The sequence below is a fragment of the Vibrio sp. nBUS_14 genome, assembly GCF_051201655.1.
Lineage (GTDB): Bacteria > Pseudomonadota > Gammaproteobacteria > Enterobacterales > Vibrionaceae > Vibrio.
Genome location: NZ_CP179206.1, coordinates 964,452 through 987,508 on the forward strand (window position 1 = coordinate 964,452; position 23,057 = coordinate 987,508).

General features: G+C 43.5%; 21 protein-coding genes. 12 read left to right on the forward strand and 9 right to left on the reverse strand.

All coding sequences use genetic code 11. The features are described from left to right. Positions 1 to 421: 421 nt before the first annotated feature. From ACMAZD_RS04390 to nqrM, 8 genes are all read left to right on the forward strand, one after another. Positions 422 to 1,762, forward strand: a complete 1,341-nt coding sequence (locus tag ACMAZD_RS04390; protein ID WP_435248716.1) for a Na(+)-translocating NADH-quinone reductase subunit A — start codon at positions 422 to 424, stop codon at positions 1,760 to 1,762. A gap of 5 nt (positions 1,763 to 1,767) precedes the next feature. Continuing rightward, entirely contained in the window at positions 1,768 to 3,012 is a 1,245-nt protein-coding gene (locus ACMAZD_RS04395) for an NADH:ubiquinone reductase (Na(+)-transporting) subunit B (RefSeq protein WP_017104448.1), read from the forward strand. Next, a complete protein-coding gene (locus ACMAZD_RS04400; protein ID WP_017104447.1) occupies positions 3,002 to 3,769 on the forward strand; it encodes a Na(+)-translocating NADH-quinone reductase subunit C in 768 nt (255 codons plus the stop codon). Before ACMAZD_RS04395 ends, ACMAZD_RS04400 begins: the two co-directional genes overlap by 11 nt. Beyond that, positions 3,769 to 4,401 carry an NADH:ubiquinone reductase (Na(+)-transporting) subunit D gene (locus ACMAZD_RS04405; RefSeq protein WP_435248717.1) on the forward strand — a complete coding sequence of 211 codons (633 nt, stop codon included), beginning with the start codon at positions 3,769 to 3,771 and terminating at the stop codon, positions 4,399 to 4,401. The genes ACMAZD_RS04400 and ACMAZD_RS04405 overlap by 1 nt, the downstream gene beginning before the upstream one ends. 7 nt (positions 4,402 to 4,408) lie before the next feature. Further along, positions 4,409 to 5,005, forward strand: coding sequence for an NADH:ubiquinone reductase (Na(+)-transporting) subunit E (gene nqrE, locus ACMAZD_RS04410; protein WP_004735211.1), 597 nt, complete (start codon positions 4,409 to 4,411; stop codon positions 5,003 to 5,005). A 29-nt stretch (positions 5,006 to 5,034) separates the two neighbouring features. Then, the gene (nqrF, locus tag ACMAZD_RS04415) at positions 5,035 to 6,261 is read left to right on the forward strand and encodes an NADH:ubiquinone reductase (Na(+)-transporting) subunit F (RefSeq protein WP_004735212.1); all 1,227 of its coding nucleotides are present in this window, start codon (positions 5,035 to 5,037) and stop codon (positions 6,259 to 6,261) included. Positions 6,262 to 6,434: 173 nt separating this feature from the next. After that, a complete protein-coding gene (locus ACMAZD_RS04420; protein WP_435248718.1) occupies positions 6,435 to 7,439 on the forward strand; it encodes an FAD:protein FMN transferase in 1,005 nt (334 codons plus the stop codon). A gap of 16 nt (positions 7,440 to 7,455) precedes the next feature. Beyond that, complete coding sequence (gene nqrM / locus ACMAZD_RS04425; protein ID WP_017104444.1) at positions 7,456 to 7,710, forward strand: (Na+)-NQR maturation NqrM; 255 nt, start codon at positions 7,456 to 7,458, stop codon at positions 7,708 to 7,710. Positions 7,711 to 7,859: 149 nt separating this feature from the next. Here nqrM and ACMAZD_RS04430 read toward each other — a convergent pair whose 3' ends face one another. Next, on the reverse strand, positions 7,860 to 9,110 hold the full coding sequence (locus ACMAZD_RS04430; protein ID WP_435248719.1) for a diguanylate cyclase: 1,251 nt from the start codon (positions 9,108 to 9,110) through the stop codon (positions 7,860 to 7,862). A 159-nt stretch (positions 9,111 to 9,269) separates the two neighbouring features. Here ACMAZD_RS04430 and dinB point away from each other — a divergent pair, with 159 nt between their 5' ends. After that, positions 9,270 to 10,346 (forward strand): DNA polymerase IV, encoded by a 1,077-nt coding sequence (dinB, locus tag ACMAZD_RS04435; RefSeq protein WP_435249328.1) that lies wholly within the window; start codon positions 9,270 to 9,272, stop codon positions 10,344 to 10,346. Positions 10,347 to 10,412: 66 nt separating this feature from the next. Here dinB and ACMAZD_RS04440 read toward each other — a convergent pair whose 3' ends face one another. Continuing rightward, on the reverse strand, positions 10,413 to 12,347 hold the full coding sequence (locus ACMAZD_RS04440) for a RecQ family ATP-dependent DNA helicase (protein ID WP_435248720.1): 1,935 nt from the start codon (positions 12,345 to 12,347) through the stop codon (positions 10,413 to 10,415). 145 nt (positions 12,348 to 12,492) lie between these two features. On the opposite strand from ACMAZD_RS04440, the gene ACMAZD_RS04445 reads away from it, so the two are divergent. The 3 genes from ACMAZD_RS04445 to ACMAZD_RS04455 all read left to right on the forward strand — a co-directional run bounded on the left by ACMAZD_RS04445 (position 12,493) and on the right by ACMAZD_RS04455 (position 15,446). Next, complete coding sequence (locus tag ACMAZD_RS04445; protein ID WP_435248721.1) at positions 12,493 to 12,966, forward strand: GreA/GreB family elongation factor; 474 nt, start codon at positions 12,493 to 12,495, stop codon at positions 12,964 to 12,966. A gap of 87 nt (positions 12,967 to 13,053) precedes the next feature. Continuing rightward, positions 13,054 to 13,812 (forward strand): YggN family protein, encoded by a 759-nt coding sequence (locus tag ACMAZD_RS04450; protein WP_435248722.1) that lies wholly within the window; start codon positions 13,054 to 13,056, stop codon positions 13,810 to 13,812. Positions 13,813 to 14,084: 272 nt separating this feature from the next. After that, on the forward strand, positions 14,085 to 15,446 hold the full coding sequence (locus tag ACMAZD_RS04455; RefSeq protein ID WP_435248723.1) for a sodium-dependent transporter: 1,362 nt from the start codon (positions 14,085 to 14,087) through the stop codon (positions 15,444 to 15,446). 160 nt (positions 15,447 to 15,606) lie between these two features. On the opposite strand, the gene lipA is transcribed toward ACMAZD_RS04455, so the two are convergent. From lipA to mrdA, 7 genes are all read right to left on the reverse strand, one after another. Continuing rightward, positions 15,607 to 16,572, reverse strand: a complete 966-nt coding sequence (gene lipA / locus ACMAZD_RS04460; RefSeq protein ID WP_017110197.1) for a lipoyl synthase — start codon at positions 16,570 to 16,572, stop codon at positions 15,607 to 15,609. 4 nt (positions 16,573 to 16,576) lie between these two features. Beyond that, the gene (gene lipB / locus ACMAZD_RS04465) at positions 16,577 to 17,236 is read right to left on the reverse strand and encodes a lipoyl(octanoyl) transferase LipB (RefSeq protein ID WP_435248724.1); all 660 of its coding nucleotides are present in this window, start codon (positions 17,234 to 17,236) and stop codon (positions 16,577 to 16,579) included. Between the two features lie 195 nt (positions 17,237 to 17,431). Continuing rightward, positions 17,432 to 17,710 carry a DUF493 family protein YbeD gene (gene ybeD / locus ACMAZD_RS04470; protein ID WP_029223455.1) on the reverse strand — a complete coding sequence of 93 codons (279 nt, stop codon included), beginning with the start codon at positions 17,708 to 17,710 and terminating at the stop codon, positions 17,432 to 17,434. A 210-nt stretch (positions 17,711 to 17,920) separates the two neighbouring features. Continuing rightward, the gene (locus tag ACMAZD_RS04475) at positions 17,921 to 19,102 is read right to left on the reverse strand and encodes a serine hydrolase (RefSeq protein ID WP_435248725.1); all 1,182 of its coding nucleotides are present in this window, start codon (positions 19,100 to 19,102) and stop codon (positions 17,921 to 17,923) included. A 93-nt stretch (positions 19,103 to 19,195) separates the two neighbouring features. Beyond that, positions 19,196 to 20,035, reverse strand: coding sequence for a septal ring lytic transglycosylase RlpA family protein (locus ACMAZD_RS04480; protein WP_435248726.1), 840 nt, complete (start codon positions 20,033 to 20,035; stop codon positions 19,196 to 19,198). Between the two features lie 3 nt (positions 20,036 to 20,038). After that, positions 20,039 to 21,160 (reverse strand): rod shape-determining protein RodA, encoded by a 1,122-nt coding sequence (rodA, locus tag ACMAZD_RS04485; protein WP_102437490.1) that lies wholly within the window; start codon positions 21,158 to 21,160, stop codon positions 20,039 to 20,041. Continuing rightward, complete coding sequence (mrdA, locus tag ACMAZD_RS04490) at positions 21,160 to 23,052, reverse strand: penicillin-binding protein 2 (protein WP_435248727.1); 1,893 nt, start codon at positions 23,050 to 23,052, stop codon at positions 21,160 to 21,162. Before mrdA ends, rodA begins: the two co-directional genes overlap by 1 nt. Positions 23,053 to 23,057: the final 5 nt, after the last annotated feature.

Consider the following 23,057-nt stretch of genomic DNA (forward strand, 5'->3'; position numbering starts at 1 on the left):
GCTGTCAGAATCACCTACAATGAGTAATGTTTTTATTAACAGTGTTTCAACATAACTCGTAAAATATTAGTTTGTGACAGAGTATTAATCTCTTGTTTAAAACACGATTCAAAAGCCATTTTATCTGTGCGGCTCGTCAAATTTATACATATTTGAGAGTCCATATGCTTCAAATCTCACCAAATAAAGGCCGTATTCAAGTTATTGGTCATGGCATCAAGTTGTCAAAAAATGCTAGAATACGGCACCTGATAAATCTCATATAATTAGTGTGATGAATTTATTAAGATAATGTTGCGATTTTGGTATCTCAAATCTACCGAAACCGGACACTGTAATGTCGTGTCTAAGGGCGGAATAAAACGTCCTGAATTTACGCAATTAAAAGAATCTTTTTCCCGATAAAGTAGTGCAAGTGCGTATGATTACAATAAAGAAGGGTTTGGATCTTCCTATCGCAGGAACTCCATCCCAGGTGATTAATGATGGTAAGTCCATCACTAAAGTCGCCTTGCTTGGCGAAGAGTACGTTGGTATGCGTCCTACGATGCATGCTCGCGTTGGTGATGAAGTGAAGAAAGGCCAAGTTCTTTTTGCAGATAAAAAGAACCCAGGTGTTGTATTTACTTCTCCAGCAAGCGGTAAAGTTATTGAAGTGAACCGTGGTGCTAAGCGTGTTCTTCAATCAGTAGTGATTGAAGTAGCAGGCAATGAGCAAATCACGTTCAATAGCTATGAAGCTAACCAACTAGTAGGCCTTGACCGTGAAACGGTTAAAGCTCAATTAGTTGAGTCTGGCGCATGGACCGCTTTGCGAACTCGTCCGTTCAGCAAGGTTCCAGCCATTGATTCTGAAACTCAGGCTATTTTCGTAACTGCTATGGATACTAATCCGCTAGCAGCTGAGCCAGAATTAATCATTAACGAGCAGTCTGATGCTTTCGTTGCTGGTTTAGATCTTCTGTCAATTCTGACTAACGGTAAAGTGTACGTTTGTAAAAAAGGTACTAGCTTACCTCGTTCAGCTCAGTCTAACGTTGAAGAACATGTTTTTGATGGCCCACACCCTGCAGGCCTTGCAGGCACGCATATGCATTACCTATACCCGGTAAATGCACAAAATGTAGCGTGGAGCATTAACTATCAAGATGTTATCGCATTCGGTAAGCTTTTCCTTACTGGTGAGATTTACTCTGAGCGTGTTGTTTCTCTGGCTGGTCCAGTGGTGAACAACCCTCGTCTAGTTCGTACTCAACTGGGTGCAAGCCTTGAAGAGTTGACAGACAGCGAGTTAATGCCAGGTGAAGTTCGTGTGATTTCTGGTTCTGTACTTACGGGTACTGAAGCCACAGATTCACATGCTTACCTTGGTCGTTACCATCAGCAAGTTTCTGTTCTACGTGAAGGTCGTGATAAAGAGCTATTCGGCTGGGCTATGCCTGGTAAGAACAAGTTCTCTATTACTCGTTCATATCTTGGTCACTTTTTCAAAGGTCAGTTGTTTAACATGACAACGACAACGAACGGTAGTGACCGTTCAATGGTTCCAATCGGTAATTACGAGCGCGTAATGCCTCTAGATATGGAACCTACATTGCTGCTTCGTGATTTGTGTGCAGGCGACGTTGATAGTGCTCAAGCACTAGGTGCGTTAGAGCTTGACGAAGAAGATGTAGCATTGTGTACCTTTGTATGTCCAGGTAAATACGAGTACGGTCAACTACTTCGTGAATGCCTAGATAAGATCGAGAAGGAAGGGTAATTTTCATGGGCCTTAAAACGTTTCTTGAAGACATTGAGCATCATTTTGAGCCAGGTGGTAAACACGAGAAGTGGTTTGCGCTTTACGAAGCAGCAGCGACAGTGTTCTACACACCAGGTCTTATTACAAAGAAAAGCTCACACGTTCGTGATAGCGTTGATTTAAAACGTATCATGATCATGGTTTGGTTCGCGGTATTCCCAGCAATGTTCTGGGGTATGTACAACGCGGGTGGCCAAGCTATCGCTGCACTTAACCATATGTACGCAGGCGCTGAATTAGTTTCTGTTATCGATGGTAACTGGCACTACTGGCTAACCGAAATGCTTGGCGCCTCCTTAGGACCCGATGCTGGTGTTGGCAGCAAGATGTTACTTGGTGCGACATACTTCCTACCTATCTATGCAACGGTATTTATCGTTGGTGGTTTCTGGGAAGTTCTGTTCTGCATGGTGCGCAAGCACGAAGTCAACGAAGGTTTCTTTGTTACTTCTATCTTATTTGCGCTTATCGTTCCGCCAACACTTCCTCTATGGCAAGCAGCACTGGGTATTACCTTCGGTGTTGTTGTTGCGAAAGAGATCTTCGGTGGTACTGGTCGTAACTTCCTGAACCCTGCACTTGCTGGCCGTGCGTTCCTGTTCTTTGCATACCCTGCACAGATTTCAGGTGACGTAGTTTGGACTGCCGCAGACGGTTTCTCTGGTGCAACTGCTCTTAGCCAATGGGCTCAAGGCGGTGGTAGCGCACTAATGAACGTAACATCTGGTGAAGCAATCACTTGGATGGACGCATTCATTGGTAACATCCCAGGTTCTATCGGTGAAGTATCGACTCTTGCACTTATGATTGGTGCAGCGATGATCGTTTACATGCGTATCGCTTCATGGCGCATCATTGCTGGTGTAATGATCGGTATGATTGCTGTGTCTACGCTATTCAACGTGATCGGTTCTGATACTAACGCAATGTTCAGCATGCCTTGGCACTGGCACCTAGTTCTAGGTGGCTTCGCGTTCGGTATGTTCTTCATGGCGACAGACCCAGTATCAGCTTCATTTACCAGCAAAGGTAAGTGGTTTTACGGCATCTTAATCGGCGCAATGTGTGTAATGATTCGTGTAGTTAACCCTGCATACCCAGAAGGCATGATGCTTGCGATTTTATTCGCAAACTTATTTGCCCCTCTGTTTGACCACGTTGTAATCGAGAAGAACATTAAGCGGAGACTAGCGCGCTATGGCAAGTAATAACGATAGCATTAAAAAGACGCTGTTTGTTGTTATCGCATTGAGCCTAGTGTGCTCAATCATCGTTTCAACAGCTGCAGTTGTTCTTAAACCTAAGCAACAAGCTAACGCAGTTCTGGATCAGCAAACTAAGATCCTAGACGTTGCGGGTATTGAGCTTGCAGGCGATATTCCAGCACTGTACGCAGAGAACATCGAACCTCGTCTAGTTGATTTCGCTACTGGCGATTTCGTTGACGGTGATGCCGCTGCGTATGACCAACGTAAAGCGGCAAAAGATCTAGATCAGTCAATCAAGCTTTCAGCTGAAGATGACATAGCTAAGATCATTCGTCGTGCTAACACGGGTACTGTATATCTTGTGAAAGATGGTGCAGAGACGACTAAAGTTATCATCCCTGTTCACGGTAACGGTCTATGGTCAATGATGTACGCATTCGTTGCGGTAGAAACTGATGGCAACACAGTTTCTGGTATCACTTACTACGAGCAAGGTGAAACTCCTGGACTTGGTGGTGAAGTTGAGAACCCAACTTGGCGTGCACAATTCGTTGGTAAGAAATTATTCGACGAAAACCACAAACCTGCTATCAAGGTTGTTAAAGGTGGCGCTCCTCAAGGCTCTGAGCACGGTGTTGATGGTCTTTCTGGTGCTACACTAACCAGCGTTGGCGTTCAACATACATTTGACTTCTGGTTAGGTGATATGGGCTTTGGTCCGTTCCTAGCAAAAGTTCGTGACGGAGGTCTGAACTAATGTCTAGTGCAAAAGAAATTAAAAAGAGCATCTTAGCGCCGGTGTTGGATAACAACCCAATCGCGCTACAGGTTCTTGGCGTGTGTTCTGCTCTTGCGGTAACCACTAAGCTAGAAACAGCATTTGTTATGACTATCGCGGTAATGTTCGTTACTGCTCTGTCTAACTTCTTCGTTTCTTTAATCCGTAATCACATTCCTAATAGTGTGCGTATCATCGTTCAGATGGCAATTATCGCATCGTTAGTAATCGTGGTAGACCAAGTGCTCAAAGCATACCTATACGATATCTCTAAACAGCTATCTGTATTCGTTGGCCTAATCATTACTAACTGTATTGTAATGGGTCGTGCTGAAGCATTCGCAATGAAGTCTGCTCCAATCCCATCTTTTATTGATGGTATTGGTAATGGTCTTGGTTACGGTTTCGTTCTTATCACTGTTGGTTTCTTCCGTGAGCTTCTAGGCTCTGGCAAACTATTTGGTATGGAAGTACTACCTCTAGTGAGCAATGGTGGTTGGTATCAGCCTAACGGCTTGATGCTTCTAGCACCTTCTGCATTCTTCCTAATTGGTTTCTTGATTTGGACAATTCGTGTGTTCAAACCAGAACAAGTAGAAGCGAAGGGGTAAGGTAGTCATGGAACATTATATTAGTCTGCTAGTTAAATCGATTTTCATCGAAAACATGGCGCTTTCTTTCTTCCTAGGTATGTGTACATTCCTCGCGGTTTCTAAGAAAGTTAAAACTTCTTTTGGTCTTGGTGTTGCGGTCGTTGTAGTACTTACAATCGCCGTTCCTGTAAACAACCTTGTTTACACACACATCCTAAAAGAAAATGCACTTGTTGCCGGTGTCGATTTAAGTTTCCTTAACTTCATCGCATTCATCGGTGTTATCGCTGCACTTGTACAAATCCTAGAGATGGTTCTAGATCGTTTCTTCCCACCTTTGTACAACGCACTAGGTATCTTCCTTCCTCTGATCACAGTTAACTGTGCAATCTTCGGTGGTGTATCTTTCATGGTAACTCGTGACTACAACTTTGCTGAATCTGTTGTTTACGGTTTCGGTTCTGGTGTGGGTTGGATGTTAGCTATCGTTGCTCTTGCGGGTATCCGTGAGAAGATGAAGTACTCTGACGTACCTCCAGGTCTACGTGGCCTTGGTATCACGTTCATTACTGTTGGTTTGATGGCGTTAGGCTTTATGTCTTTCTCTGGTGTTCAACTGTAGGGTAAGCACCCAGTAATAAGGAATAACAAATGCAAAGCATTATTCTTGGCGTAGCGATGTTTACCATTATTGTATTGGCTCTAGTATTAGTGATTCTTTTCGCTAAATCTAAGCTGGTACCATCAGGTGACATCACTATTGCTGTAAACGGCGACCCTGAGAAGGCGATCGTTACTCAACCTGGTAGTAAGCTACTTGGTGCTCTTGCTGGTGCAGGCATCTTCGTATCTTCTGCTTGTGGTGGCGGTGGCTCTTGTGGTCAGTGTCGTGTAAAAGTTAAGTCTGGCGGTGGCGATATCCTACCTACAGAACTTGATCACATTACAAAAGGCGAAGCTCGTGAAGGCGAACGTCTTGCATGTCAAGTTGCTATGAAAACTGACATGGAGATTGAGCTAGACGAAGACATCTTTGGTGTTAAGAAGTGGGAATGTACTGTTATCTCTAACGATAACGAAGCTACTTTCATCAAAGAGTTAGCACTTGCTATCCCTGAAGGCGAAGAAGTACCTTTCCGTGCCGGTGGTTACATTCAGATTGAAGCTGAACCACATCACGTGAAATACGCAGATTACGATATTCCTGACGAATACCGTGGTGACTGGGATAAGTTCAACTTGTTCCGTTACGAGTCTATCGTTAAAGAGCATTCGATCCGCGCTTACTCTATGGCTTCATACCCAGAAGAGAAAGGCATCATCAAGCTTAACGTGCGTATCGCAACTCCGCCGCCAAACAATCCTGACGTAGCTCCTGGTGTGATGTCTTCATACATCTGGTCTCTTAAAGAAGGCGACAAATGTACTATTTCTGGTCCATTTGGTGAGTTCTTTGCTAAAGACACAGACAATGAAATGGTATTCATCGGTGGTGGTGCTGGTATGGCGCCAATGCGTTCACATATCTTCGACCAACTTAAGCGTCTTAACTCTACTCGTAAGATGTCTTACTGGTACGGTGCACGTTCTAAGCGTGAAATGTTCTACATTGAAGACTTCGACGGCCTAGCGGCTGCAAACGAAAACTTCGTGTGGCACTGTGCTCTGTCTGATCCTCAACCTGAGGATAACTGGGACGGTTACACAGGTTTCATCCACAACGTACTGTACGAAAACTACCTGAAGGATCATGAAGCTCCTGAAGACTGTGAGTACTACATGTGTGGTCCACCAATGATGAACGCGGCTGTTATCGGCATGCTGAAAGATCTTGGTGTAGAAGATGAAAACATCCTACTAGATGACTTCGGTGGTTAATCCATTTAAGTGATTGATATTATGGCTGACTCCTACGAGTCAGCCATTTGTTTTTCTAAAGCTCGTTTTGATAACATACTGGCTTATATAAGAAAGAGTAAGGTATCTTTAAAACCTATATTTACTCTTATTTTTCCTTATATAAATCCTCAACATTAAACAGGAGTAAGCAAGTGAGAATTTGGCTTGTTGCATTAACTTCTTTGATTTTTCTTGCTGGCTGTGAAAAGCCGATTGAGCAAGTGCATTTAAGTGGCCCAACGATGGGTACTAGCTACAATATTAAATACATCAATGGTGATGAGTTCCCCGAGTCTAAAGAGATCCACACCGAGATTGATCGCTTACTTGAAGAAGTAAACGATCAGATGTCGACTTACCGTGAAGACTCAGAGCTAAGCCGTTTTAATAAGCACAAAGGTGCAGACGCATTTGAAGTTTCTGAGCAAACAGCGATTGTAGTGAAAGAAGCGATTCGTTTGAACGCTCTTACTGAAGGTGCGTTGGATGTTACCGTTGGTCCTTTAGTTAACTTGTGGGGGTTTGGCCCTGAAGCACGTCCAGAAGTTGTTCCAACAGACGAAGAGCTTGCTGCTCGTAAAGCGAAGGTGGGGATTCACCATCTAAGTATTAAAGGTAATAAACTCAGTAAAGATCTACCAAACCTGTATGTCGATCTTTCGACAATTGCAAAAGGTTGGGGTGTTGACGTTGTAGCTGACTACCTTGATTCAATTGGCATTCATAACTACATGGTTGAAATTGGCGGTGAAATTCGCTTGAAAGGTCTGAACCGTGACAATGTAGGTTGGCGCATAGCGATTGAGAAACCAAGTGTAGATGAGCGCACTATTCAAGAGATCATCGAACCGGGGGATATGGCGATTGCAACCTCTGGTGACTATCGCAACTATTTCGAGCGTGATGGTGTTCGTTACTCACATATCATCAACCCAGAAACAGGCAAGCCGCTTCATCATAAAGTGGTTTCTGTAACCGTTTTAAACCCGTCTTCAATGACTGCAGATGGATTATCTACAGGCCTTATGGTCTTAGGTGAAGAAAAAGGACTGGAAGTCGCGAACCAACATAACATTCCTGTGTTCATGGTGGTAAAAACAGCAGATGGCTTTAAAGAAATTGCTTCAGAAGCATTTAAGCCATACTTAGGTAAATAAGGTAAGCGAGAGAATTATGAATACATTTCTGATTACATTTGGTGTTTTTCTTGCCGTGATCACAGCAATGTCGATTGGTTATATTGTCCAAAAGAAAGTTGTGAAAGGTAGTTGTGGCGGTTTAGGTGCTGTCGGTATCGACAAAGTCTGTAATTGCCCAGAACCTTGTGATGCGCGTAAAAAGCGCGAAGCACGCGAAGCTTACAGAGTTGAGAAACTGGCTGAGCGTCAAGAAAAAGAAGCGGCTTGGAGTAAAGATCGTATCGCTTAACTTATATGATGAGTTAGAGCCTAACACCTCCCCAAATGAAAAAAGTTTTAGTTTAAGCTATTGAATGGTTTGTTTATTTGGGGAAGTTACTTGTTCTTGTTCTTGTTCTTGCTAGTGATAATTTAGTGGGAGCGTCACTCAGTCCAAATTTAGTTTGGTTGTTTGCTGTCTAGTTTAAAGTTATTACGAGCGAATATGACTTGGTTCTTTCCTTGTTGCTTTGCGGTATAGAGCAATTCATCTGCTGCTTTGATCTGCTTATCTATTGAAGCCTGTAGATCAGTAGCCCCAATACTTACGCTTACTTTAATACTGTTTGAATTATGCCAAATTTCATAGTGTTCAATAGCGCTTCTCATAGACTCTAATGCTTCGACAAATTGAGCGAATGGGCCACTTGATAGAATACAAAACTCTTCACCGCCAAAACGAACGGTTAGATCGTTTTTAAAGTATTTCTTAATTATTTTTCCAACTTCAATCAATACAGCATCGCCAGCATCATGCCCATAGGTATCGTTTACTTTTTTAAATAAGTCAATATCCATCATTGCAATGCTTCTGTTTTGGGAAATTGTAGGGAGTTGGTTGAACAAGTAACGACGGTTCCATAGTCCAGTGAGGGTATCCTCGTTGGCATGGCGAAGTAGTTCACTGGTAGCCTCTTTCATATCAAGTATTTGGTGAATACGGCAGAAAAATTCTTCCTGATTGAAAGGTTTGTAAAGGAAATCATTGGCGCCAGCTTTCAGAAAGCGGGCAGTCAAGGTACGGTCGTCACTGCCAGAAAGCCCAAGAATTGCGAGCTGGTTACGATCATGATACTTGCGGATCTCGTGAGTCATTGAAATACCATCTTTGTTTGGCATATCATGATCGGTCACAACAAAAGTGATATCGTTGTTTTCACGGAGTACTGCCAATGCGTGCACTCCGTCTTCTGCCTCGATGGTTTGAATATATTGGTGTTCAAGGAGTTGAACGATATATCGTCGTACGACTGTGGAATCGTCAACAACTAGAGCTTTGTGATTTCGATTATTTGAAATCCTTTTCACTAATGGCAGCAAATAGCTTACAGGTGAAAAGTTGTCTTTTAGGATGTAATCAATGACGCCTTTAGCGAGAACTTCTTCTCTAAGTGTATTGTTGAATATACGTGTTAGTACAATGACTTTCTGCTGATAGCTGAGTACCAAATCAATAATTTCGCCATCTTGACCATCAGGTAAGCAGTAATCTAAGACCGCGCATAAAAAATTTGTTTCTTGTTCTAGAATAACTTGAGCTTCTGCCACAGATTCAGCTGTCTCAACATCGTAGCCTTCATTTTTAAATTGCTGGTACAGGTAGTTTCTGAATGTTCGACTATCTTCCACTATTAGTATCTTTTCTTTCAAAACAGGTTCCTACTTGTACGCTATATGCTAAGTGGCAATACTATCAAAATAATGGGTAATTATAAAAATTATACATGGTTAGCTAGATTTTAGGCTATTTAAAATCGAAGAAAGATTGGGTATACTGTTTTTATATACAGTTTCGGGTTGTTTTCGTTAATGTGCAGTGCAGGCCAAGATAAAATCAGAAAAATAATCCATGTCGATATGGATTGTTTTTACGCAGCTGTAGAAATGAGAGATAACCCATCTTATAGAAATCGACCGCTCGCAGTCGGGGGACACGAAAAACAGCGCGGGGTTTTGAGTACATGTAATTACGAAGCTCGCAAGTTTGGTATTCGTTCTGCAATGCCAACAGGAAAAGCGCTGCAGCTTTGCCCCAACCTGTTGGTTGTTCCTGGGAGAATGTCGGTCTACGTCGAAATATCGAAAAAGATCCGCGAAATTTTTTCTCGATACACATCCATAATTGAACCTCTTTCTTTGGATGAAGCTTTCCTTGATGTCACCGATTCCAAGCAATGTCATGGTTCGGCCACACTGATTGCAGAGGCGATTCGTCACGATATCTGGAATGAACTCAACTTGACCGCTTCGGCTGGTATCGCTCCAATAAAGTTTCTAGCGAAAGTAGCGTCAGATATGAACAAGCCTAACGGACAGTTTGTGATTCCTCCACAAGACGTACAAGCTGTGATTGATGAGCTCCCACTCGAAAAGATTCCCGGTGTTGGCAAGGTCAGTATCGAAAAACTGCATCAAGCAGGCTTCTTTACTTGTAAGGATATTAAAGAGTCTGACTATCGCGATCTATTGCTCAGGTTTGGCCGTCAAGGTGCATCACTATGGAAGCGTAGTCATGGCGTTGATGACCGAGAAGTTATCATCGAACGTGAACGAAAATCGGTAGGTGTGGAGCGCACCTTTACTCAAAACATTTCTACCTACGAGGAATGTTGGCAGTTGATCGAAGATAAGCTGTTTCCTGAACTTGAAACTCGTCTCGAAAAAGCTAGCCCAAGTAAAGCGATCATCAAGCAGGGTATTAAGCTCAAGTTCGCCGATTTCCAGCAAACCACTATTGAACACATACACGCCTCTCTTGATCGCGAACACTTCAAAGAACTATTGAGTGAGATCTTAAAAAGACAACACGGGCGAGAGATACGCCTACTTGGTTTGAGTGTGATGTTACAACCCAAAGAACAAGTGAAGCAGTTGAGTTTCTTTTAATTTTAATCAGCTAGGTTTGTGTAAACCTAGCTGACTTTTTGGTACAAGCGGTGTCTTTTAATCTTCTTATCTTGGTAATCGTTTTACCAATGCTAGGGTTTCACTGAACGGTTGTTGCTCTAACTTTCCGTACCCCGACATTTTGCTAGCTTTTAATTTGGTAGAAAGCGGTGTCGCGATTCCGCATAGAAAGCGAGTAATGGCCTCATCGGTAATCAGTTGTTTGCTGTTGGATATGAATTCTTGAATCCAAGCGACGACGATCTCTTCATCTATAGGTTCAGCTTTCACGCTTGGTAATGTGGCAATTTCTCCTCGGCATACTGAGCAGTGACCACAGTTTTTGGGTGCCTTGTCATCGGCGAAGTAACTCGCAAGGCGTGAGCTTAGGCAGGTATCAGCCTCAAAGAAGCTTAGCATTTGGTTAAGACGGTTTATTTCACTGTTCTCTTTTGCTTTGAACAACTCAGTTAAACGTTCTGATAACTGCATCATATCTTCAGACGTATTGTGGATCGCGTAAACATCTGTGATCTGCTTACTTTCCAATTCAATCCAGCCTTGTTCATTGAAGTAGTCGATAGCGGTAACAACACGTTGACGGTCGGCCTGGAAGTGTGTCCAAAGCGCATCGAAATCAACTTGGCACCAGACTCTTGCTTGTGGTGAGCATTGGAAAATAGCCTCTACGAAGTGTCGGCGTTCTCCTTGGAACTGCTCTGTGATCTGTTGTTTCGGACGAATGAACTTAAATTTGTAGTCAGCGAAGTAGCTGTATTTGGGCTCAATCACGCCTTCAATTTCGAGATACACCAGTAGCGTTTTTAGCGGTAACTGACGAATGTTGGATTCACGTGATAACTGGTTAAGCATAATCTCCCATTGGTTTGCACCAGAGGCGCCAATGTTTTGGTTTTCGTAAATCTCTTTCAAGACAGCTTGGATCGAGATGTTGTCTGGCGTATCACCAAATACGAAGTTCTCTAGTGTACTGAGGCCATACTTGTTGGCGAGAAGAATACATGCTGAAGGTTGTCCATCTCGGCCTGTTCGGCCGATCTCTTGCGAGTAGTTCTCTATCGATTTTGGTAAGTCGAAGTGAATCACACGGCGAATGTTTGACTTGTCGACGCCCATCCCGAAAGCAATCGTTGCCACGATACAATGCACGTCATCATTCATGAATTGATGTTGAATAGCATCTCTATTTTCTGGTTTAAGCCCCGCATGGTAAGCGACTGCGTTGATTCCAGCATTGCGTAGTTGTTGCGCCACCATCTCTGCCGTTTGCTGAAGGGTGACATAAACGATGGTTGGAGCTTGAGGCGCTTGATTAGCGACAGAGCACAAAGTCTCTAGCTTATTAGCTTGCTCACAAGGCTGAATCGACAGATCGAGATTTTGACGATAGAAACCTGTAACTACAACGCGTTCCTCATCGATATCAAACTTAGACTTCATGTCTTGGATAACTGAGGTTGTTGCGGTTGCAGTCAGTAGTAATACCTGCGGGATATTCAGTTGTTTTTGGTATTGAGGTAACTTGAGATAATCGGGTCTAAAGTTGTGTCCCCACTCTGAAATACAGTGCGCCTCATCGACCACAAGTAGCGAGATTGGAACCTGAGAAATAAACTGGCGAAAGCGTTCATTCTTCAAACGCTCGACGGAGACCATCAGGATCTTGGTTTCTCCGTTACGCACAGACTGCATCACTTGCTGAGTGGTTTGTCTGTCTTGACTTGATTCTATCGCAGCGGCGCTGATCCCTTTACTGTGTAAGAAGCTTAACTGGTCTTTCATTAAGGCTAATAGTGGAGAAATAACCAAGGTTAAATGAGGAAGTTCTAACGCGGGTAACTGGTAGCACAGCGATTTACCTGAGCCCGTAGGGAAGATGGCCGCGGTAGAGTGACCGGATAGAACATTATCAATGACTTGCTTTTGCCCATTACGCAGTGAATCAAATCCGAATACTTGTTTTAGCTTCTGCTCAATCATTTATGTTCTACCTGAGTTATTAAGTGTCGTATGGATGCTAAAGCGTTCACCTGTCTATGATCGCGCCGCTTGATGAATCAAATGTCTTGCACCTGATTGTACCTAATTCTATTCTGTAGCTCCTATAGAAAAGCACTCCAAAAGTATGAATAAGTCTGAGCTTCGACAAATAATTTTAGAGCAACTCGAATCACGGTTACGCATCGCACAATCTGCGACTCAGCGAGCTATTGATGCTGCCACCGATGAAGAGACCGTGCCAGAGCACAAATACGATACCTTGGCGTTAGAAGCCTCGTATCTTGCGCATGGACAAGCGATGCGAGTTCAAGAGTGTGAAGATGACATCCAGTGTTATCGAAACCTCGTCTTACGAGACAGCGAAAGAATCACCGTCAGCAGCTATGTTGTCGTTATTGACGAACATGATGAATATAAACACTTTTTCCTTGGCCCTAAGGTTGGGGGGCTTTCTGTTACGTGGCACGAAAATGAGGTTGCCATCGTCACGGCGAACGCACCATTTGGTCAGGCTCTAATGGGCAAAGAAGTCGGTGATGAAATTGAGTTTAAGGTCGCTGATAAACAGTTTTGCTATGAAGTGGTATCGATTGACTGAATGACAGGCTTATAAATATAAACGTTTTTCTGACAAAGAGGCATAAACTAGCGGTATAGTCGTTGGGCAAATTGATGAGAGGGTGTTATGAAAAAAAGCGTATTAATTGCATTATTAACAGTGGCTACCGCTGTTGTGAGCCAGCCAACTTTTGCAGCTCAGTGTCGAGTTGATTTGAAAAATGAACTACGAATTGACGAGCAGAAAGTCGAAATCCATCAAGTAAATGGTGATACAGCTATTCTTGATGGCAACAACGATCTTTATATTCATGGTGAAAAAGTGGCACTTGATGCCGACCAACAAGCGGCAATTGAAAAATACCGTGACAGCATGAATGAGTATTTACCACGCGCAAAACAAATGGCGAATGACAGCTTAGCCTTGGCGAATGATGTTATTGATGATATCGCTGCCAGCCTAGATTCTCCAGAGTCGTTTGATAATGTAAAAGAATCAATGAAAACGTACTTTGCTGAATTAGAGGCTCGTTACTATAAAGATGGTGAGTTAGTTCTACCGGCTGATAGCTTCGATTCGATGGCGAATGGTTGGTCTGAAGATTTCGAAAAGGCTAAAGAGATCTTTAACCAAGAGTTTATCTCAAGTGCCTTTAATGCGATGTCGGAAAAAATGAAGCAAGACGGCGGACTAAATTTGACCGAAATGGCTGATAGCATGGCTGAATTAAAGCTTAAAGTTGAAGAGCGAATGAAAGAACACTCTCAACAAGTACAAGAGGAAGCGAATGAGTTCTGTGATTCTCTAGATGAGATGGCAGAGCAAGAGCAAGAGCTGCATAAAATCATTCCGAACCTAAAAGACTACCAAGTATTTACTATCTAGCTTGAGTTTCAGATTCGTCAGAAGAGCACCGATTGGTGCTCTTTTTTTATGGGTTAAATAAGCTAACGATTAATTAAGGAATACCTTTAAACAGGCTGAACAATCGTTTTTTGATTTTATGTGGTCATTTAGTCTGGATTATTGTTAATAATTTGGTTTTAAATACTAAATAGATTGTAAAAATAAGAGAATTGTTCATTTATTGGTTGTACCTATCATTACTTTTGATTAATGTACTCCTAGACTAGTTCACTGATCTTCATGCGGGCAATATGGACCAACAATCTTCTTCTTCAAGAGAGCACTTTAGTTCTCGTTTGGGTTTTATTTTAGCAGCAGCAGGTGCCGCTGTTGGCTTAGGTAATATTTGGGGTTTCCCCACCCAAGTTGCCAGTAACGGCGGTGGTGCTTTTCTGCTTGTTTACCTAATCATGATCTTCGTGGTTGCTTTCCCTATGTTGGTAGTTGAGATGGCGATTGGCCGTCATGGTCAAGCGAACCCTGTCGATAGTATGCGCTCTTTGACTTCGAACTCTTTAGGTAAGAAAGTCGGTGAATTTGTCGGTTGGATTGGATTAAGTGTTCCTAGCGCCGTGTTGGCCTTTTATAGCATTGTTGGAGGTTGGTTGATTTGCTTCCTTTTTGGCGCGGTTGCTGACCTGATTGGCTTAGAGTCTCTCGCTGATTGGTTCAAAGGCTTCAGTGCTGAGCGAAACGTGTTTGGTACTGTGCTCTTCTATGTACTGACTATTCTGATTGTTCAAGGTGGCGTGAAACAGGGTATCGAAAAGTGGTCGACTCGCTTAATGCCTGCGTTGTTCATTTTGTTTGGCTTACTGTTTGTTTACATCATGACGCAAGTGGGCGCGATGGAAGGGCTGAAACATTACTTGGTTCCAGACTTTGAGAAAGTGTGGGATAGAAAACTCATTCTAGCGGCAATGGGACAAGGCTTCTTCTCACTAACCATTGGTGGCTGCTCTATGTTGGTTTACGGTTCTTACTTAAGCAAGAAAGAGAACCTACCAAAAATGGCGATGAACGTGACCTTGGTTGATACTGCTGTCGCTTTTATTGCTGGCTTAGTGGTTATGCCCGCAATGTTTGTTGCGATGCAGAAGGGCGTACAAATCTACGCTGAAGATGGCTCACTCTTAAGTTCTGACACACTGGTATTTACGGTTCTGCCTTTGATGTTTGATAGCTTAGGTGTACTTGGCCAGATCTTCGCAATTGTCTTCTTCTTGTTGCTAACGATTGCTGCTCTTACTTCTTCAATTTCGATGCTGGAAGGACCTGTAGCGCTAGTGAGTGAGCGTTTTAATACAAGAAGAACGCTAACAAGCTGGGTGATTGGTGGTGCCATCGCATTGTTCAGTGTGGTGATTGTTTACAACTTTGCTGCGATGTTTGGCATGGTTGCGATGATAGCGACTCAGTATCTTCAACCGGTCGCAGCACTGATGTTCTGTCTGTTTGGCGGTTGGGTGTGGAGCCGAGCTTCAAAAGTGAAAGAGCTTGAACATGGCTGCCCTGATTTTCAGCTTGGTTGGTTTGGTAAGGTTTGGCCAATGTATGTGAAGTTCGTGTGTCCAATCTTGGTAGCAACAGTTATCTGGGCTTCATTTGGTTAGTAGACCATTTAACATCTAGGTGATTAGAATTTGTACTTAAAGGCCACTTATAATGAGTGGCCATGCTGTTTTTGTATCGAACAAGTTTGTTTTACCCAATGGAAAAAAGGCGCTGAACATACAGCTCAGTGCCTTTTCAATGTTGGTTTAAGCAATGTGATTACTTAATTTCCATACCTTGAGCTTGCAAGTCTGCATGGTAAGAAGAACGTACGAACGGCCCACAAGCTGCGTGAGTGAAGCCTAGCTCAAGAGCAATCTCTTTCAGCTCATCAAACTCAGAAGGTGGCACGTAGCGTTCTACAGGTAAGTGGTGACGGCTTGGTGCTAGGTATTGGCCTAGTGTTAGCATAGTCACGCCATGTTCACGAAGATCTTTTAGTACTTGAACGATCTCTTCTTTCGTTTCACCAAGACCCATCATTACACCTGATTTAGTTGGGATGTCTGGGTGTTGCTCTTTGAATTTTCTCAACAGATCAAGAGACCACTTGTAGTTCGCGCCTGGGCGAGCTTTACGGTATAGACGTGGTGCTGTCTCTAGGTTGTGGTTGAAAACATCTGGCGGGTTGTCTTTCATTAGATCAAGTGCAACGTCCATACGACCACGGAAGTCAGGAACCAGCGTTTCAATGCGAATATTTGGATTCTGTTCGCGAATTTCACGGTTACAGTCAGCAAAATGCTGAGCACCACCATCACGCAGGTCATCACGGTCAACTGAAGTGATTACAACGTACTTCAGCTTCATGTCTTTAATCGTCTTAGCTAGTTTCTTCGGCTCTTCTGCTTCAGGAGCAACAGGACGACCATGGGCAACATCACAGAACGGGCAGCGACGAGTACAGATAGCGCCAAGAATCATAAACGTTGCCGTGCCGTGGTTAAAACACTCGGCTAGGTTAGGGCAAGACGCTTCTTCACAAACTGAGTGCAGATTGTTTTTACGCATTGCTGATTTGATTTCTTGAATACGATGGCTGTCTGAAGGAAGTTTAATCTTCATCCATGCAGGCTTACGTAGAACTTCTTTCTGTTCAGCAGGCATATTCTTTACGGGAATTAATGCCATTTTGTCAGCGTCACGATATTTAACGCCTTTTTCCATTTGGATTGGTTTGCTCATGATTTTATGCTTCTGCTGTAATGTTACTGGTGGCTTGAATGTCTACTTGGTCATATCCGAGTAGTTCTACTAGCTCTTGTATTAACTGTTGCTCAACGCTCTCTAATTCACTGGGTCCGCCTAACTGGCTTACCTGTGCCATTTCCATACCTTGGTAACCACATGGGTTAATGCGTAGGAACGGAGACAGGTCCATATCGACGTTGAGTGCAAGCCCATGAAATGAGCAGCCGCGTCGAATGCGTAATCCGAGTGAACAGATTTTCTTGCCATCGACATAGACACCAGGGGCGTCAGATCGGGCAGTTGAATTTATATTGTAAGCTTTCAGAGTGTTGATTACGAGGTTCTCAATATGAGTCACCAAATCACGTACTCCGAATTTTTTGCGGCGGATGTTAATCAAAAAGTAAGCGACTAACTGACCTGGGCCGTGATAAGTCACTTGGCCACCGCGATCGCTTTGAATCACAGAGATGTCACCAGCATTTAATACATGCTCGGCTTTACCTGCTTGTCCTTGAGTGAAGATAGGGTTGTGTTCAACCAACCAAACTTGGTCTACGTCTTCTTCTGTGCGTTCGTCTGTGAACTTATGCATGGCTTTCCATACAGGTTCGTAATCCTGACGGCCTAATTTTTTGACGATTAGCTTATTTTGCAAAGTAGCACTCCCCCAAGGATTAATAAAGTGAACGCATTATAAACGCGAAACAGGTTTCTAACTACAGACGGACTGCAAGGTTTTTCAACTTTCTTTGTATTTATTGAAAATTAAGTTGAATGATTTTGAGTCCGATAGGGTGCTTTAAACAAAAACAGCGGCAATAAGCCGCTGTTTTCTATGCGTAATCGTCTATTACAGAACCATACGAACGATTTCGATGTCGCCCAGTTCTTTGTATAGCGTTTCTACTTGTTCAATTGAAGTCGCTGTAATATTGATTGAAACAGAGTGGTAGTTGCCTTTCGCACTCGGTTTTAGTGTTGGGCTATAGTCACCAGGAGCATGACGCTGGATCACTTCTAGCACTAGCTCTGTAAGCTCTGGCTTAGCGTAGCCCATTACTTTGTAAGTGAATGAACAAGGGAACTCTAAGAGGTCTTTTAGTTTTGCATCAGAATTGATGTTCATGATTAGCTCCAAAAGGCTAGACTCTCGCAAATTGGCGAAATGTCGATAAAAAGCGTGTTCGGTCAACAGACACGAGTAATAAGGCGGAATATTACGTGTAAATATCACCGAACTCAAGATCAACAAAAGCCGCACGTAGCGGCTTTTGTTTCGTTAATGAGTAAATAAGTAATTTACTCATTAGGTTAGCTAGACAAGAAGTTTGTGTATTGCTTAAAACAAACCTTTGAACAGCAGTACTAGGTAGTCCCATAGACGGCTAAATAGGCTGCCTTGGTCTACATCTTCAAGTGCAAGTAGCGGGTATTCAGCAACATCTTCACCATCAACTTGGTAGAATAGTTTACCTACAACATCCCCTTTGCTAATTGGTGCTTCCAGCTCTTTTTCAAGAACGAAGCTAGCCTTTAGGTTCTTCGCTTGGCCACGAGGTAGAGTAACGAAAGTATCTTCGTCGACACCTAAAGCAACCGTGTCCTTGCTACCCATCCAGATTTTTTCTTCAACGAATGTCTCACCAGCAGTATGTGGTGCCACTGTTTCGAAGAAACGGAAACCGTAGCTCAGTAGCTTTTTGCTTTCTGTTTTACGGGCGTTCGCATTCTTGGTGCCCATCACAACCGCAACTAGGCGCATTTTGCCTTCTGTTGCTGAGCTTACTAGGCTGTAACCTGCGTTGCTTGTATGGCCAGTTTTAATGCCATCAACGTTCATGCTCTTATCCCATAACAGACCGTTACGGTTGTACTGGGTGATGCCGTTGTAAGTGAATTTTTTCTCTGAGTAGATACGGTACTCATCAGGAACGTCACGAATCAGTGCCTGACCAAGTAGAGCCATATCATAAGGCGTTGAGTATAGGTTTGGATTGTCTAGACCGTGCACGTTAGCGAAGTGCGTGTCTTTCATACCAATAGAGCTTGCCCAAGCGTTCATTAGGTCAACGAATGCGTCTTCAGAGCCAGCAATATGCTCAGCCATTGCGACACAAGCATCGTTACCTGATTGAATGATGATGCCATGGTTCAGTTCTTCAACTTTAACCGTTGTACCCACTTCAACGAACATCTTAGATGAGTCTGGGAAGTTTTTAGCCCAAGCGTTTTCGCTAATGACAACGTCGTCGTTTAAGTTGATGTTACCACGGTCAAGCTCTTGGCCAATCACGTAGCTCGTCATCATCTTGGTTAAACTTGCTGGAGAAAGCTGAGTGTTCATTTCTTTCTCTGCTAGTACTTTGCCTGAATGGTAATCCATCAGAACAAAACCTTTAGCGGCGATTTGAGGTGCATCAGGTACAACAATAGGAGCGGCGAATGACGATGTAGCTATCGTTGCAGAAAGAGCAACAGAAGTAGCAAAAATCGATTTAACAAGTTTATTAGATTTAATCATTTTGAATGCAATTATTTGGTGAACTATTCATATATTAACAGAATCACTCTGTCACACCAGAGCGCTTATTACCAGAAGTAACTGTTAGATTAATTAGCGAGTTAGCGTGTGCTTTTTTATATAAGCTGACGGGTAACCCATTAGCTTAACTTGTTCTAATTTCTCTTGAGTCAGAGCATAGTCATGAAATGGCCCAAGCATCAGACGGTAGTTGTCGTCATTTGGCTGCAAGAACGTTGCTACAGCTAGCTTTTCGCCTAGATCTTGGGCTAACTTCTCGGTTCTACCTTCATGTGGCGATGTAGCTACCTGAATAATAAATTGCGGCAAAGCAGCCTTTTTATTCGCGTCGGTTGGCATAGCCACAGTGATGACTTCTATCTCAACATTTGCTGTGCCTGTTCTCAAGACATCGAGCTTGTAAGCTGCCGCATAACTAAGGTCAATGATTCGGCCTTCATGGAATGGACCTCGGTCATTGATACGAACAATCGTCGTTTTATTGTTATCGGTATTTGTCACTTTTACATAGCTTGGAATGGGCAATGTTTTGTGCGCTGCTGACATGGAATACATGTCGTAGATCTCGCCATTTGAGGTTAAATGGCCATGAAATTTCTTACCGTACCAAGAGGCTTTTCCTTTCTCGGCAAACCCTTCGGTTTTTTTTACGATTTTGTAGTCTTCGCCACGCAGAGTGTAGTTAGTGTTACCACCTAAGCTGTAAGGTTCATACTGCGGGTGAGCGTCTTCTAAGTGCTCGACTGATATTGGCGCATTTGGCGCAATATCAGCATCAATGTCGTAACGGCCTTTTTGCTCTTGGGAAGAACAACCATTAATCAAAACCGCCAAGCCGACGATAGACAGCATTTTTTTGATTGGCAATTCATTGACCAAAGATGTTGTTAGGGGGAATGCTTTAATAGACATCAATTAGGTTGCCTTTGAGAATGCTTTTCTGTGTGTATGGATCGACATTAAAATACCAAATCCAGCCATGAGAGTAACCATTGAGGTGCCGCCGTAACTGACCAGCGGAAGAGGGACCCCAACTACAGGTAGAATGCCACTTACCATGCCAATGTTTACAAAAATATAAACGAAGAAGCTCAGTACAATACTGCCAGCCATCATTCGGCCAAATGCCGTTTGTGCTTGGCTCGCAAGAAATAAACCACGTCCAATAATGAAGAGGTAGATAGCGAGTAAAAACAAAATACCGATCATGCCCCATTCTTCGGCTATTACCGCAAAAATGAAGTCGGTGTGTCGCTCTGGAATAAACTCCAGCTGAGATTGCGTGCCTTGTAGCCAACCTTTTCCGGATACCCCACCAGAACCTATCGCAATTTTACTCTGAATGATGTGGTAACCCGCACCTAATGGATCTGATTCAGGATCAAAAAGGGTTCTCACACGTACTTTCTGATATTCACGCATCAAGAAGAACCACAAGATTGGAATAAACGCACCCAACGCAATTGCAGCACTCATAATTATTTTCCAGCTGATACCAGCAAGGAAGATAACGAAGATACCAGAGGCTGCAATCAGTATAGAGGTACCTAGATCAGGCTGTTTAGCGATGAGAATCGTCGGTACAAACACCATCACCAAGGAAATAGCTAAGGTTTGGAAAGTCGGTGGTAGTGAACGCTTACCAATAAACCTTGCCAGCATTAAAGGTACGGCAAGCTTTAGTAGCTCAGAGGGTTGGAATCGAACAAACCCGAAGTTCAGCCAACGCTGTGCACCTTTTGAGGCTTCACCAAAGAACAACACACCGAGTAGCAGAATAACGCCGCCAGCAAATAGCAACGGGGCTAAACTCTCGTAAGTGCGTGGTGAGATTTGAGCCAAGAAGATCATTACACCTAAAGACAGAGCCATACGCATTGCTTGGCGATCCATCATCGCAAGGCTTTGGCCGCTTGCGCTGTACATGATCAACAAGGCAAAGCCCATTAAAACCAGAATGCCGAGCAGTAGCGGCAGGTCGATATGTAGTCGCTCGAATAAGGCTCTATTTCGTCCAGTTGAAGGATCAAGTTTCATTATTTAATTGGCTCACTTTGATAATCTTCTGCAAGGATAATATGGTCTAAAATCCTTCTTACTACTGGGCCACCATTGGATGAACCGCCACCTGCATTTTCTAAAACAATGGTGACCACTGCTTCAGGGTTTTCAAAAGGAGCGTAACCAGTAAATAGGGCGTGATCGCGTAAATGCTCGGCAATCTCGTCCGCGTTATACTCTTCATCTTCCTTCAGGCCGAATACCTGTGCAGTACCGGATTTACCGGCAGAGACGTAAGACATCTTCTGGAATGAGCGTCTTGCCGTGCCTTTTTTGCCGTGGTTTACCAGTTTCATGCCTTTTTGGGCAATATCCCAATACTTCTGCTTTACACCTGTTACTGGTGGATAGGTCTCGATTTCCGAAAGAACTTGTTCATCGAATGGGCGGCCGTTCTCTATGGTTGAGCGCAATAGATGAGGTGCTGTTACTTCACCCTCATTAACCAATACCGAGGTCGCTTTCGCTATCTGCATGGGTGTCGCTGTCCAGTAACCTTGTCCAATACCAACGGGAATGGTGTCACCCTGATACCAAGGCACACGATGTCGCGCCATTTTCCATTCACGGGTTGGCATGTTGGCTTTACTTTCTTCGTAGATATCGATGCCCGTGTAATCGCCAAATCCGAACATCATCATCCATTTAGATAAGCGGTCGATGCCCAGATCAAAGGAGATTTGGTAGAAGAAGGTATCAACAGACTCTTCAATTGCTTTGACGATATCAACCTTACCGTGTCCCCAGCGCAGCCAGTCACGAAACGGTTTGGTTTTTGAATTGGGTATTTTCCAATAACCCGGGTCATTTCGTGTCGTGTTCGGTGTAATGACACCTTCTTGCAATGCTGCAACAGCAATGAAAGGTTTGATGGTCGAAGCGGGTGGGTATATACCTAAAGTCGCTCGGTTAACCAAAGGTCGGTTTTTATCCTGCAATAAAGCATTGTAACCCTTAGATGAAATACCGTGTACGAAGGCGTTCGGGTCATAGCTTGGACTTGATACCATCGCTAATACACCATTGTCTTTTGGAGAGAGAACGATTGCTGAGCCTCTGCGTCCGTCGAGCAATTTGTGCACGTACGTCTGCAGTTTGATATCGAGATTGAGCACGATATCTTTACCCGGCATTGAAGGGACAAATTTGAGTGTGCGAATTACGCGTCCGCGGCTATTTACTTCAACTTCTTGATAGCCAGCAGTTCCGTGCAACATGTCTTCGTAATAGCGCTCAATACCGAGTTTTCCAATATCACGAGTTGCTTGATAATTGGCGTCTTTTTCTTCTCTAACTAGACGTTGCATGTCGCGATCGTTGATTCGCGAGACATAGCCAATTACATGGGTGAGAACATCACCATAAGGATAGAAACGTTTTAAAGTTCCAGTGACTTCTACGCCTGGAAATTTATGCTGGTTGACTGAAAAAACGGCCACTTGTTCTTCAGTGAGCTGATTAAGAATCGGTACCGACTTAAAGCGTCGTGAATTACGACGATCACGATTAAAACGCTCGATACGTTCAGGAGGAATCTCAATTAAGGTTTGCAAACGGATGAGCGTGTCATCCATATCTTTAATTTTTTCTGGGATGATCTCTAGGTTGAAAACCGGGCGGTTTTCCGCAAGGAGTACTCCGTTTCGATCGTAAATTAGACCGCGATTGGGTGCGATAGGCACAACCTTAATTCGGTTGTCATTCGATCGAGTTTTATAGTCCTGATATTGGTTGACCTGAATGTTATACAGGTTCACAACCAGCATAGTCATCATGACTATGATCCCTATAAACGCAACAAAAGCACGGCTAGTGAATAGTCGTGCTTCTGCTTTGTAGTCACGGATTTGGCTACGTTTACGTAACATTAACG

Coding starts and splice junctions, on each gene's coding strand:
- ACMAZD_RS04450 (WP_435248722.1), top strand. CDS start 13,054: ATGAAAAAAAGCGTATTAATTGCATTATTAACAGTGGCTACCGCTGTT.
- nqrE (WP_004735211.1), top strand. CDS start 4,409: ATGGAACATTATATTAGTCTGCTAGTTAAATCGATTTTCATCGAAAAC.
- ACMAZD_RS04395 (WP_017104448.1), top strand. CDS start 1,768: ATGGGCCTTAAAACGTTTCTTGAAGACATTGAGCATCATTTTGAGCCA.
- nqrF (WP_004735212.1), top strand. CDS start 5,035: ATGCAAAGCATTATTCTTGGCGTAGCGATGTTTACCATTATTGTATTG.
- ACMAZD_RS04405 (WP_435248717.1), top strand. CDS start 3,769: ATGTCTAGTGCAAAAGAAATTAAAAAGAGCATCTTAGCGCCGGTGTTG.
- ACMAZD_RS04445 (WP_435248721.1), top strand. CDS start 12,493: ATGAATAAGTCTGAGCTTCGACAAATAATTTTAGAGCAACTCGAATCA.
- ACMAZD_RS04400 (WP_017104447.1), top strand. CDS start 3,002: ATGGCAAGTAATAACGATAGCATTAAAAAGACGCTGTTTGTTGTTATC.
- dinB (WP_435249328.1), top strand. CDS start 9,270: ATGTGCAGTGCAGGCCAAGATAAAATCAGAAAAATAATCCATGTCGAT.
- rodA (WP_102437490.1), bottom strand. CDS start 21,160: ATGAAACTTGATCCTTCAACTGGACGAAATAGAGCCTTATTCGAGCGA.
- ACMAZD_RS04390 (WP_435248716.1), top strand. CDS start 422: ATGATTACAATAAAGAAGGGTTTGGATCTTCCTATCGCAGGAACTCCA.
- lipA (WP_017110197.1), bottom strand. CDS start 16,572: ATGAGCAAACCAATCCAAATGGAAAAAGGCGTTAAATATCGTGACGCT.
- mrdA (WP_435248727.1), bottom strand. CDS start 23,052: ATGTTACGTAAACGTAGCCAAATCCGTGACTACAAAGCAGAAGCACGA.
- ACMAZD_RS04440 (WP_435248720.1), bottom strand. CDS start 12,347: ATGATTGAGCAGAAGCTAAAACAAGTATTCGGATTTGATTCACTGCGT.
- ACMAZD_RS04475 (WP_435248725.1), bottom strand. CDS start 19,102: ATGATTAAATCTAATAAACTTGTTAAATCGATTTTTGCTACTTCTGTT.
- ACMAZD_RS04455 (WP_435248723.1), top strand. CDS start 14,085: ATGGACCAACAATCTTCTTCTTCAAGAGAGCACTTTAGTTCTCGTTTG.
- ACMAZD_RS04480 (WP_435248726.1), bottom strand. CDS start 20,035: ATGTCTATTAAAGCATTCCCCCTAACAACATCTTTGGTCAATGAATTG.
- nqrM (WP_017104444.1), top strand. CDS start 7,456: ATGAATACATTTCTGATTACATTTGGTGTTTTTCTTGCCGTGATCACA.